Genomic DNA, 11,857 nt, shown 5'->3' on the forward strand with positions numbered 1-11,857 from the left:
AGCAGGGCGCGAGGAAGCAGCATGTCCGAATTCAAACAGCTCAGCCGGTCAGTAAAGGGCCTGACCGTCCTCGTCACCGGCGCGGCCAGCGGCATGGGACGCGCCACCGCGCGCGTGTTCGCCACCGAAGGTGCGAACGTTGCCCTGACCGATTATGACGAGCAAGGCGCGCATGCGGTTGCCAAGGAAATCGCGGCAAGCGGCGGAGCAGCGAGGGCGTGGAAGCTCGATGTTGCCGATGGCGACGAGATCAAGCGCGTGGTCGGCGATGTCGCGGCGCATTTCGGCGGGCTCGACATCGTCGTCAACAATGCGGGCATCTCAGTGCGGGTCGCGATCGATGACGAGGCCTATGAGGACGCATGGGCCAAAGGCCTCGCCGTGATGCTGACGGCGCATCCGCGCGTGATCCGCGCCGCGCTGCCGCATTTGCGCAAGTCGAAGTGCCCGCGCATCCTCAACATCGCCTCGACCGAGGCGCTCGGCGCCACTGCCCTGCACAGCCCCTATTCGGCGGCGAAGGGCGGCGTTGCGAGCCTCACCCGTTCGCTGGCGGTGGAGCTCGGCCGCGAGGGCATCACCGTCAACTGCATCTGTCCCGGCCCGATCCGCACGGCCATCACCGATCGCATCTCGGAGGAGCACAAGACCATCTACGCCAAGCGCCGCACTGCACTCGGCCGTTACGGCGAGCCCGAAGAGGTCGCGCATGTGACGCTCAGCCTGTGCCTGCCGGCCGCCTCCTTCATCACCGGTGCGGTGATCCCGGTCGACGGCGGCCTGATGGCCCGGAACGCGTAAGAGCCATGCGCGCGGCGCGTTGACATCGCCGGGCGCGGGAGGCATTTTTTTTCGCAAACGGAGCGGGAAAACTGCTCACAGATGCGGGAGAAATCGCCATGACGATCGCCATCCGGCAGCTTCAGAAGCATTTTGTCGGCGAGGTTTCGGGCCTCGATTTGCGCAAGCCACTCACGGCGGATGAGGCGCGCGAAGTCGAGGCCCGATGGACAAATATGCGGTGCTGGTCTTCCACGATCAGGACATCACCGACGAGCAGCAGATGGCGTTCGCGCTGAATTTCGGCCAGCGCGAGGATGCGCGCGGCGGCACCGTCACCAAGGAGAAGGACTATCGGCTGCAATCCGGCCTGAACGATGTCAGCAATCTCGGCAAGGACGGCAAGCCGCTGGCGAAAGACAGCCGCGCGCATCTGTTCCATCTCGGCAACTGCCTCTGGCATTCCGACAGCTCGTTCCGTCCCATCCCGGCAAAATTCTCGCTGCTGTCCGCGCGCGTGGTGAACCCGAAGGGTGGCAACACCGAATTCGCCGATATGCGCGCGGCCTATGACGCGCTCGACGACGAGACCAAGGTTGAGATCGAGGACCTCGTCTGCGAGCACTCGCTGATGTATTCGCGCGGCTCGCTCGGCTTCACCGAATACACCGACGAGGAAAAGGAGATGTTCAAGCCGGTGCTGCAACGTCTGGTGCGCACGCACCCGGTGCATCGCCGCAAATCGCTGTACCTCTCATCGCATGCCGGCAAGGTCGTCGGCATGAGCGTGCCGGAGGGCCGTCTATTGCTGCGCGATCTCACCGAGCACGCGACGCAAGCAGAGTTCGTCTACGTCCACAAATGGAAGCTGCATGACCTCGTGATGTGGGACAACCGCCAGACCATGCACCGCGTCCGCCGCTACGACCAGTCGCAACCGCGCGACATGCGCCGCGCAACGGTGGCGGGCACCGAGCCAACGGTACAGCAGCAGGCGGCGGAGTAGCGCGTCATTCACGATGCGTGGTCATCGCCCGGCTTGATCCGGGCGATCCAGTACTCCGAGACGGTTGTGATCGCGCCGATAGGCTGCGGCGTACTGCATGCCCCGATCAAGCCGGGGCATGACAGCGAGGGTGACGTACGACACCGGACGACGGCTAACAACTACGCGTGCCCGGCCTCGTTGGAGAGCATGCCGGGATCAATGCCGATTTTCTGCAAAGCGCGGTTGTATTTGTCGTCGACGTCGTCGCCGAAGATCAGATCCGCGTCCGCGTCGCAATGCAGCCAGCCGTTGCTCTGGATCTCGGTTTCGAGCTGGCCCGGCGCCCAGCCGGCATAGCCGAGCGCGAGGATGGCGTGCTTGGGGCCGGAGCCGTTGGCGATCGCGCGCAGGATGTCGACGGTCGCGGTGAGGCAGACGCCATCGTCGATCCGCAGCGTCGCATTCTCGATGTAGAAGTCGCTGGAATGCAGCACGAAACCACGGCCGGTGTCGACAGGACCGCCGCGCAGCACCTTCATGCTTTCGGCATTTTCCGGCAGCTTGATGTGCTCGCCCTTCTTGATGATGCCGAGCTGCATCAGGAGCTCGGGGAAATCGATGGAGCCCGCGGGATGATTGACAATGATTCCCATCGCGCCTTCGGCGGAATGGGCGCAGAGATAGATCACGGAGCGCTCGAAACGGGGATCGCCCATCACGGGCATTGCAATCAGGAGCCGGCCGTCGAGATAACCGGCCGAATTGGGGAGCGCGGGGCCTGCGCTGCGGGTGCTGTCGCCCGTCCTCTTGCCTGTAGGAGCCATGGTGAAGCACTCCGGTTTCAATTCCTATCCTGATGTCGGGCCCGGCCGCTGTCAAATCAAGGCTTGCAGAGACCTGGTTCAGATGCATCCATCACAAGCAATTCAATGGTTTGCCCTAGGGCGCCCCTGTAAAGACGTGCCATGACCAGCATAGTTCCCCTGCGTGCGGCGATTGGCGTCGCGACAACCCTGATCGCAGCGTCGCTGGCATCCGCAGCCCGTGCCGACGACGCTTCGCCGTGGCAGCGCGACGGACATTCCGCAGTGCGGCTGGTTGCGGGCTCGCGCAGCGGCGCTGTCCTGCTTGGCGGTATCGCGTTCCAGCTCCAACCGGGATGGAAGACCTACTGGCGCGTGCCCGGCGACTCCGGCGTTCCGCCGCGGTTCGACTTCTCCAAGTCGGACAATGTCGAAGCGGTGACCGTGATGTGGCCGGCGCCGCTGAAGTTCGACGACGGCGCGGGCGGCCATTCGATCGGCTACCGCGACCAGATCGTGCTGCCCCTGCGCATCGTCGCCAAGGCCGCCGACAAGCCGGTGACCTTGCGCGCCGAGATCAACTATGCGGTGTGCGAGAAGCTCTGCATTCCCGTCGAAGCCCGCGCCGAACTCGGCTTCAACAGCGTCGCCTCGACCGAGGACGCCAATCTGCGCGCGGCGCTGGACACCGTGCCCAAGCCGGCCAATATCGGCGATCCCAATCCGCTTACCATCCGCGACGTCAAGCGCGAGGGCAACAAGGTGGTCGTCGACGTGGTCGCGCCGGCGGACGCGCGCAACATCAATCTGTTCGTGGAAGGGCCGACACCCGATTGGGCGCTGCCGATTCCGGCCCCGGTCCATCACAGCCCGCCGGACGTGAAGCGATTTTCCTTCGAGCTCGAGGGGCTGCCGCCGGGCGCCAAGCCCGACGGTGCGGCGCTGAAGTTCACGCTGGTGGGACCGGACAGGTCGTACGAGTTCAATACGAACTTGGAGTAGCGTCGTCCCAACCCGAGCCGTGGTCCGGGACAAGCGCAGCGAATCGGAGCGCGGACCCACTACCCCAGGGAGTAGTGGTGGCGCGAACTCGTCGCCCCGAGCCTTCGTCCAACTTCTCCCTGGGGCAACGGGTCCTGGCCTTCGCCGGGACGACGTTGCGGTTTCTACAGCACGCCCACCCAACCGAATCTTAACGAGTGGTTGCTAATTCCCGGGCCTGCCGCAGTATGCGGACGGGGAACTCGAATTGGCCGTGATGGATGCACAACCCGCAACGACCGGACCAGCCGGGTTGATCGCGCGGCTGCGCGGCACGCTGACGGGCGGCTCGAGCGAGGCCTCGCTGACGCGGCGGCTGGCCGCCATCATCTTCGTCATCCGCCTCATCAGTGCAGGCCTCGCCTATGTCTCGCAGATTCTGCTCGCGCGCTGGATGGGCACGTCCGACTACGGCATCTATGTCTATGTCTGGACCTGGGTGCTGCTGCTCGGCAGCATGATGGATTTCGGCATCTCCGCTTCCGCGCAAAAGATCATTCCGGAGTACCGCGCCAGCGGCGCGCACGCGTTGCTGCGCGGCTTTCTCTCCGGCAGCCGCTGGCTCACCTTTATCGTCTCGGCGCTGGTGTCGCTCGGTCTTGCCGGCATCGTCAGGCTGCTGTCACCCTGGATCGATCCGGCCGAGGTGCTGCCGCTCTATATCGGCTGCATGACGCTGCCGGCCTTCGTCGTCGCCAACACCCAGGACGGCATCGCGCGCTCGCACGACTGGATGCAGCTCGGCCTGATGCCGCAATTCATCATCCGACAGGCGCTGATCATCGGCATCACGGCGTGCGCCTTCCTGCTCGGCTATCATCTCGGCGCAGTCGCTGCGATGGTCGCGAGCCTAGGTGCGGTGTGGATCGCGATGGCCGGGCAGATGCTGGTGCTGAACCGCAAGCTCGCCGATCACATCGAGCCGGGCCCCAAGGCCTACGACATCGGCGGCTGGCTGGCCGTCTCGCTGCCGATCCTGCTGGTCGAGAGCTTCTACCTGCTGCTGTCCTACACCGACGTGCTGGTGCTCCAGCAGTTCCGCTCCTCTGACGAGGTCGGCGTCTATTTCGCCGTGGTGAAGACCCTGGCGCTGGTTTCCTTCATCCACTACGCGATGTCGGCGACGACGGCGCATCGCTTCGCCGAATACAACGCAAGCGGCGACAAGGCGCGGCTGTCTGCCTATGTGACGCACGCCATCAGCTGGACGTTCTGGCCGTCGCTGGCGGCGACCATCGTGCTGCTTGCGTTCGGCAAGCCGCTGCTCTGGCTGTTCGGGCCGCAATTCACCGTTGGCTACGATATCATGTTCGTCGCCGCGATCGGGCTGGTGGTGCGCTCCGCAATCGGGCCGGTGGAGCGGCTGCTCAACATGCTGGGCCAGCAGAAGATCTGCGCGCTCGCTTATGCGCTGGCTTTCGTGATGAACGTCGTGCTCTGCATCGCGCTGGTACCGCGCTACGGCGGCCACGGCGCCGCGGCCGCGACCTCGATCTCGCTCACCTTCGAGACGGTGCTCCTGTTCTGGATCGTGCGGCAGCGCCTCGGCCTGCACGTGCTGGCGTTTGGCAAATAGCGACCCGCGACCCTGCTCCTGGGGAACGGCGCGTTCGCAGCATGCATGGGAACGAAGCGAAATTCCTACCGATTTGCCGTCCGCAGCATGATTTTTCTTATTGGACCCAGGCAGTTGCATGCGGGAGGAATTTCATTCTACGTCGTGTTGCTCAACCGACGAGATCCACCTAAGATTCCCCTGACATGTTTGATCCACTCTACGTCGCCTCTGGATTCGGCGTCGGCTTGCTCGTCGGCATGACCGGCGTTGGCGGCGGTTCGTTGATGACGCCGCTGCTGATCCTGTTGTTCGGCATTCATCCCTCCACGGCGGTCGGGACCGACCTGCTCTATGCCGCCGCCACCAAGACCGGCGGCAGCGTGGTGCATGGCTGGTCGCGTAGCGTGCACTGGCCGGCGGTGCTGCGACTCGCCTGCGGCAGCATTCCAGCGAGCGCGGTGACGCTGCTGGTGCTGTGGAAGCTCGACCTCAGAAGCGATTCCGAGCGTAGCCTCGTCAATCTCGTGCTGTGCTTCGCGCTGATCCTGACTGCGACGTCGCTGATCTTCCGCAAGGCGATCATGGATCGCTACCGCAAACGCCTCGAGCAGGTCGACGAGCGCACCACCGCGATCGCGACCGTGATCACCGGAATCGTGCTCGGCGTGCTGGTCTCGATCTCGTCGGTCGGCGCCGGCGCAGTCGGCGTCACTGTGCTCCTGCTGCTCTATCCGCGCCTGCCGATGGCGAGCATCGTCGGCTCCGACATCGCCCATGCGGTGCCGCTGACGCTGGTTGCCGGCATCGGACACTGGGCGCTCGGTGACGTCGACTGGGCGCTGATGGGCGTGCTGCTGCTGGGCTCGCTGCCCGGCATCATCGTCGGCAGTTTTAGCGCAACGCGCGTGCCCGAGACGGTGCTGCGCCTGACGCTGGCGAGCGTGCTGTTCGTGGTCGCCGGCAAGATCATGTTCGCGGAATTGAATTTGTCGTCGGCGATCGTGACGGCGCTAGCGTGGACGCATTAGCCAGAGACCGCGCCCCACTCTCAGTGTTATCGCCCGGCTTGACCGGGCGATCCAGTATTCCGAGAAAGCTGTGATTGAATCGATAAGCCGCGGCGTACTTGATGCCCCGGTCCCGTCTCCGCCAAGGCTACGCCGGGGCCACAAGGGTACTCGGCCCGCCGGAGCTTTAGCGAAGGCGGCAAGCCGGGGCATGACAGCGAGCTAGCTGAACCGCGCGAACTACTCCGCCGTCCAGCCGCCGTCGATCGACAGATTGCTGCCGGTGATCTGCGCGGCATCGTCGCTGCACAGGAACAGGGCGAGCGCGGCAACCTGCTCGGAGGTGACGAACTCCTTGGTCGGCTGCGCGTCGAGCAGCACGTCGTTGATAACCTGCTCGCGCGTCAGATTGCGCGCCTTCATCGTGTCGGGGATCTGCTTCTCCACCAGCGGCGTCCAGACATAGCCCGGGCTGATGCAGTTGCAGGTGATCTTGTGGGTCGCGACCTCCAGCGCCACGGTTTTGGTGAGACCGGCGATGCCGTGCTTGGCCGACACGTAAGCCGATTTGAAGGGCGAGGCGACGAGTGAGTGTGCAGACGCCGTGTTGATGATGCGGCCCCAGCCCTTCTTCTTCATGCCGGGCACGGCGGCACGGATGGCATGGAAGGCCGACGACAGGTTGATGGCGATGATCTGGTCCCACTTCTCGAGCGGAAACTCCTCGATCGGCGAGACGAACTGGATGCCGGCATTGTTGACGAGAATGTCGACCGAGCCAAACGTCTTCTCGCCCAGCGCGATCATCCCGGCGATCTCGGCGGGCTTGGTCATGTCGGCGGGCGAGTAGATCACCTTGACCTTGAACTCGGATTCGATCTTGGTGCGCTCCTTCTCGATGTCCTCGGGCGAGCCGAAGCCGTTGATGACCACGTTGGCGCCGGCGGCGGCGAAGGCGCGTGCGTAAGCGAGCCCGATGCCGCTGGTCGACCCGGTCACGACCGCGTTCTTGCCTGACAGACTACCCATTCTATTCGCTCCTTTTTGCCGGGGGTGCGGTGACGTCCCCCGTGAGATCGTAGGTCACCATGGTCTCGCCGGACTGCGGCTTATCGAGCCAATCCTTGTGGCGCATCGACAGATGCACGTCGCGCACCCCGGCTTCCCAATGCTCGACCATGGCGACATGCGAGAAGTCGTAATCCTTGGACGAGGATTCGTAGTTCTTGCTGCGATAGATCAGATGCACCACCGTGACGGTGCTTTCGCGCGAGGCTTTCGCGAGGAATTCGACGGACGGATCGTTCTTCAGGTAATCCGGCAACTTGCTGATGAGATCTCGCACGGCCCTGCGGGCGTTGTGCAGCTGCTTGTTCTTGTCGGTGTTCATCCGCGTGCGGCTGGAATAGCGGATGTCTTTCTCGCGCTCGGCGGCTTCGAGCAGCGAGGTCGGCAGATCGCCGCGCGCGGAAAACAGGTCGACCTGGAAGATCAGCATGTCGCGGTCGACCTCGGCATCGAGCACGTAGTCGAGCGGCGTGTTGGAGGCGATGCCGCCGTCCCAGTAATGCTCGCCCTCGATCACGACGGACGGAAAGCCCGGCGGCAGCGCGCCGGAGGCCATGATGTGCTCGGGCCCGATGGTCTTGCCGAGCTTCTTGAACGCGTAATTGTCGAAATATTTGAAGTTGCCGGAGGTGACGCCGACCGCGCCGACGGACAAGCGCGTCTTCAGATCGTTGATGCGGTCGAAATCGACCAGACGCTCCAGCGTTTTCTTGAGCGGCGCGGTGTCGTAATAGCTTTCCGCCTCGGGGTGCCCCGGTGGCCAGAGCGGCGCCGGCGGAACGCGGGGTACGAAGAAGCCGGGCACGCCGAAGGTCGCGATCAGCGCTGCGCTCGTCGAATTGAACAGCTCGCGGCTGCGATCGCTCTTGCCGATCGGCTTCCACGGCACCGGCGCCGACACCATCTCCCAGAATTCCTTCAACCGCTTGACGCGGGTATGGCCCTCATTGCCGGCGATGATGGCTGCGTTGATAGCACCGATCGAGATGCCGGCGACCCATTCCGGCTCGAAGCCGTAGCCGCATAGCGCCTGGCAGGCGCCGGCCTGATACGAGCCGAGCGCGCCACCGCCCTGGAGGACCAGGACGCGTTGCGCATTCGCGGGGATGCTGGCGGTATCAGGACGATGATCTGTCATGAGGGAACAATAGCAAAAGGCAAGCCACCGTGGCGACACTGCGCCGCGGCGTCAATGCATCCGGGATCAAGTCTGGCTTATCGAGGGTCCGCCGAAGCCAAGATCATGGTCCAGAACACCTTGTATTTGGTGCCGGGAGCATAGCCCGCTGCGATGCCAAGTTTTGTGACACCGCTTTTGAGCATGTTGGCGCGGTGGGGTGGCGAGTCGCGCCAGCCGGAAAACGCTTCGGCGAGCGTATGATAGCCGGCCGAGACGTTCTCGACCGCCACGGTCGCGGGATAGCCGCCGGCGGCGAGCCGCTTGGCGAGTGGCGCGCGAACGTCATGGTCCATCTTGTTGGCGGCCGCCATAGCCTGGGACTGGGATTCGGCGAGCCGCATCAGATCGGGATCGATCACGACGGTGCTGAGCCCGTTGTTCTGGCGATATTGCGAGATCATCACGGCGGCAGCCTGCGCATCGAGCTTGGCGCCCGGGACCGCCATGTCGGTATACATGGACGGCTGCTGGACCGGCGCTTCGTTGCCGGCGCAGCCGGCTAGAAGCAAAGTGATGGATATTGCGGCCGCAGCGCGCATCAATCAGGCCCCCAAATGAGGGGCCGTTGTTGCATATCAACCGTGGCTGAAAGGTGAATTTTGAGGAAAATTTGACCCGACGAGGCGGCTCAAGCGCCCGCAAATATGCGGTAGCGGCGCGGCTCCAGCCCAATCGTGTCGCCGGCGCGCAGTTCCTTGTCGCGGGGGGCGTCGATCTCGATGGTCTCGCCACCTGATAGCGCGACCTCGGCGCGCTGCACGGGACCGAAATTGCGGACATGCCGAATCGCGCCCTCGAAGGCGCCGCTGCCGGGCGGGCCCACCAGCATGTCGTGTCGCCGCACGAACAGTTTTGACGCGCCAGGCGCAAGCCCGTCCGCGGCAAGCCGCAGCGGCCGGTCGCCGAGCCTGATCACGCCGCCCTCGACCTGGATCGGCAGCTCGATGGATTCGCCGATGAAGCCGTGGACGAAGGCGGTCGCCGGACTTTCGTAGACGTCGTCGGGCGAGCCGATCTGCTCGATTCTGCCCTTGTCCATCACAACGACGCGGTTGGCGACTTCCAGCGCCTCTTCCTGGTCATGGGTGACGAAGATCGAGGTGACGTTGATCTCATGATGCAGTGAGCGCAGCCATCGGCGCAGCTCTTTGCGCACCTTGGCATCGAGCGCGCCGAAGGGTTCGTCGAGCAACAGGATGCGCGGCTCGATTGCGAGCGCGCGGGCGAGCGCGATGCGCTGGCGCTGACCGCCGGAGAGTTGGCTCGGATAGCGGTCGGCAAGCCAGTCGAGCTGCACGAGATCGAGCAGCTCCTTCACCCGCGTACGGATCGTGGCCTCGTCCTTGCGAACCGCGCGCGGCTGCACGCGCAGGCCGAAGGCGACGTTCTCGAACACCGTCATGTGGCGGAACAGCGCATAGTGCTGGAACACGAAGCCGACATGCCGTTCGCGCGCGCCCTGCGCCAGCGCGTCCTCGCCGTTGAAGGAGACGTCGCCAGCGTCGGGCCAGTCGAGGCCGGCGATGATCCGCAGCAGCGTGGTTTTGCCGGAGCCGGAGGGGCCGAGCAGCGCCAGCAGCTCGCCGTTGTCGACCTTAAGATCCACGCCGTCGAGGGCTTTAAAGCTGCCGAACTTCTTGACGAGATTCTTGACTTCAATGGTCACGGGGCTCGTGTCCTTCGTTCAGGTGACGTTCGAGAACAGTTTTTGCGATCAGCGTGATCAGCGCCAGCATCGCCAGCAGCGAGGCGATCGCAAACGCGGCGACGAACTGGTACTCGTTGTAGAGGATCTCGACCAAGAGCGGCATGGTGTTGGTCTCGCCGCGGATATGTCCGGAGACGACCGAGACAGCGCCGAACTCGCCCATCGCGCGGGCGTTGCAGAGCAGGACGCCGTAGAGCACGCCCCATTTGATGTTGGGCAGCGTGACCCGGAAGAAGGTTTGCAGACCCGAGGCGCCGAGCGAGATCGCGGCCTCCTCCTCCTGCGTGCCCTGCTCCTGCATCAGGGGGATCAGTGCGCGCGCCACGAATGGGAAGGTCACGAAGGTGGTGGCGAGCGCAATGCCGGGCACCGCGAACAGGATCTGGATGTCGTGCTCACGCAGCCAGCTGCCGAAATAGCCCTGCGCGCCGAACAGCAGCACGAAGACGAGGCCCGAGATCACCGGGCTGACGGAGAACGGCAGGTCGATCAGCGTAATCAGAAAGGTCTTGCCCTTGAAATCGAACTTGGCGATGGCCCAGGCGGCGACGAGGCCGAACACGAGATTGAGGCCCACTGAAATCGCGGCGACCAGCAGCGTCAGCCTGATCGCGGCCAGCGCTTCCGGTTCGGCGAGCGCAGTGAGATAGGCGATGACCCCCTTCGAGAGCGCCTGTGCGAACACCACGACCAACGGCAGCACGACGAAGACGGTGAGGAAGGTCATCGCCAGCGCGATGATGGTGATGCGCACCGCCTTTGGCTCGGTGCGAAGGCTGTCGCGCGCGGCAGCCGCATGGGCACGTGCCTTGGCGTCGGGGGCCGGGAGAGAGACCGAATCTGCAATCTGCATCGTCATGGTCGGCCCTTAGCGCTCCGGAATCCGGCTCTGTGCCCAGCGCTGGAGCCGGTTCACAGCGAAGATGATGACGAAGGAGACGACGAGCATGACCACCGCGATCGCAGTCGCATCCGCGTAGCGGAATTCGGAGAGCCGGATCACGATCAAGAGCGGCGCGATCTCGGAGATGTTAGGCAGATTGCCGGCGATGAAGATCACCGAGCCGTATTCGCCCACCGCACGCGCGAAGGCGAGCGCAAGGCCCGTGAGCAGCGCCGGTGCGAGTGACGGCAGGATCACGCGGATGATGGTTTGCCAGCGGCTGGCGCCCAGACTGCCCGCGGCCTCCTCGATCTCGGGGTCGAGATCCTGGAGCACCGGCTGCACCGTGCGCACCACGAAGGGAATGCCGATGAAGATCATGGCGACGAAGATGCCGACCGGCGTGAATGCGACCTTGATGCCGAGCGCCGCGAGCGGGCCACCGAGCCAGCCCTTCTCGGCGAACAGCGCGGTCAACGCGACGCCGGCGACCGCAGTCGGCAGCGCGAAGGGCACGTCGACAATGGCATCGAACAGCCGCCGGCCGGGAAAGCGGTAGCGCACCAGCGCCCAGACGATGATGCTGCCCATGACGAGATTGACGCAGGCGGCCGCAAAGGCGAGGCCGAAGGAGACGCGGAGCGCGTTCAGCGTGCGGCGACTGGAAAGGATATTCCAGAACTGTTCCGGGCTCAGCTCGAGCGACCTCAGGAACAGACCGGCGAGCGGAATCAGGATGATGACGGACAGCCAGGAAAGCGTCAGCCCCATGGTGAGACCGAAGCCCGGCAATGTCCGGCGTCTTGCTGCGAGTGCGCTCACCAGGCCCCCTGCTAAAAGC

Annotated in this window: 11 protein-coding genes and 1 pseudogene; 5 read left to right on the forward strand and 7 right to left on the reverse strand. The window is 64.5% G+C overall.

The features are described 5' to 3' along the window. Positions 1-21: 21 nt before the first annotated feature. Positions 22-801 carry an SDR family NAD(P)-dependent oxidoreductase gene (locus tag IVB01_RS28725; protein WP_247277789.1) on the forward strand — a complete coding sequence of 260 codons (780 nt, stop codon included), beginning with the start codon at positions 22-24 and terminating at the stop codon, positions 799-801. A 98-nt stretch (positions 802-899) separates the two neighbouring features. After that, positions 900-1,786, forward strand: a pseudogene (locus IVB01_RS28730) (TauD/TfdA family dioxygenase). A 161-nt stretch (positions 1,787-1,947) separates the two neighbouring features. Here the strand turns inward: IVB01_RS28730 and IVB01_RS28735 are convergent. Beyond that, positions 1,948-2,592, reverse strand: coding sequence for a YqgE/AlgH family protein (locus tag IVB01_RS28735; RefSeq protein WP_247277791.1), 645 nt, complete (start codon positions 2,590-2,592; stop codon positions 1,948-1,950). Between the two features lie 141 nt (positions 2,593-2,733). Between IVB01_RS28735 and IVB01_RS28740 the strand changes: the two genes are divergently transcribed. The 3 genes from IVB01_RS28740 (at position 2,734) to IVB01_RS28750 (ending at position 6,198) form a co-directional block, all read left to right on the forward strand. Continuing rightward, positions 2,734-3,573, forward strand: a complete 840-nt coding sequence (locus IVB01_RS28740) for a protein-disulfide reductase DsbD domain-containing protein (protein ID WP_247277792.1) — start codon at positions 2,734-2,736, stop codon at positions 3,571-3,573. Positions 3,574-3,820: 247 nt separating this feature from the next. Continuing rightward, complete coding sequence (locus IVB01_RS28745) at positions 3,821-5,188, forward strand: flippase (RefSeq protein ID WP_247277793.1); 1,368 nt, start codon at positions 3,821-3,823, stop codon at positions 5,186-5,188. 185 nt (positions 5,189-5,373) lie between these two features. Then, positions 5,374-6,198 carry a sulfite exporter TauE/SafE family protein gene (locus tag IVB01_RS28750; RefSeq protein WP_247277794.1) on the forward strand — a complete coding sequence of 275 codons (825 nt, stop codon included), beginning with the start codon at positions 5,374-5,376 and terminating at the stop codon, positions 6,196-6,198. Positions 6,199-6,417: 219 nt separating this feature from the next. Here IVB01_RS28750 and IVB01_RS28755 read toward each other — a convergent pair whose 3' ends face one another. The 6 genes from IVB01_RS28755 to cysT all read right to left on the reverse strand — a co-directional run bounded on the left by IVB01_RS28755 (position 6,418) and on the right by cysT (position 11,838). Then, complete coding sequence (locus IVB01_RS28755) at positions 6,418-7,206, reverse strand: 3-hydroxybutyrate dehydrogenase (protein WP_247277795.1); 789 nt, start codon at positions 7,204-7,206, stop codon at positions 6,418-6,420. A 1-nt stretch (position 7,207) separates the two neighbouring features. Further along, positions 7,208-8,383 carry a DUF3734 domain-containing protein gene (locus IVB01_RS28760; protein ID WP_247277796.1) on the reverse strand — a complete coding sequence of 392 codons (1,176 nt, stop codon included), beginning with the start codon at positions 8,381-8,383 and terminating at the stop codon, positions 7,208-7,210. Between the two features lie 77 nt (positions 8,384-8,460). Next, complete coding sequence (locus tag IVB01_RS28765; RefSeq protein ID WP_247277797.1) at positions 8,461-8,964, reverse strand: CAP domain-containing protein; 504 nt, start codon at positions 8,962-8,964, stop codon at positions 8,461-8,463. 89 nt (positions 8,965-9,053) lie between these two features. Further along, positions 9,054-10,091, reverse strand: coding sequence for a sulfate ABC transporter ATP-binding protein (locus IVB01_RS28770; protein ID WP_247277798.1), 1,038 nt, complete (start codon positions 10,089-10,091; stop codon positions 9,054-9,056). Further along, complete coding sequence (gene cysW, locus IVB01_RS28775) at positions 10,081-10,992, reverse strand: sulfate ABC transporter permease subunit CysW (RefSeq protein ID WP_247277799.1); 912 nt, start codon at positions 10,990-10,992, stop codon at positions 10,081-10,083. The genes IVB01_RS28770 and cysW overlap by 11 nt, the downstream gene beginning before the upstream one ends. A 9-nt stretch (positions 10,993-11,001) precedes the next feature. Further along, entirely contained in the window at positions 11,002-11,838 is an 837-nt protein-coding gene (cysT, locus tag IVB01_RS28780) for a sulfate ABC transporter permease subunit CysT (protein ID WP_346015508.1), read from the reverse strand. Positions 11,839-11,857 lie beyond the last annotated feature (19 nt).

Origin of the sequence: Bradyrhizobium sp. 164 (assembly GCF_023073715.1) — a bacterium.
In the GTDB taxonomy this organism is placed as follows: Bacteria; Pseudomonadota; Alphaproteobacteria; order Rhizobiales; family Xanthobacteraceae; genus Bradyrhizobium.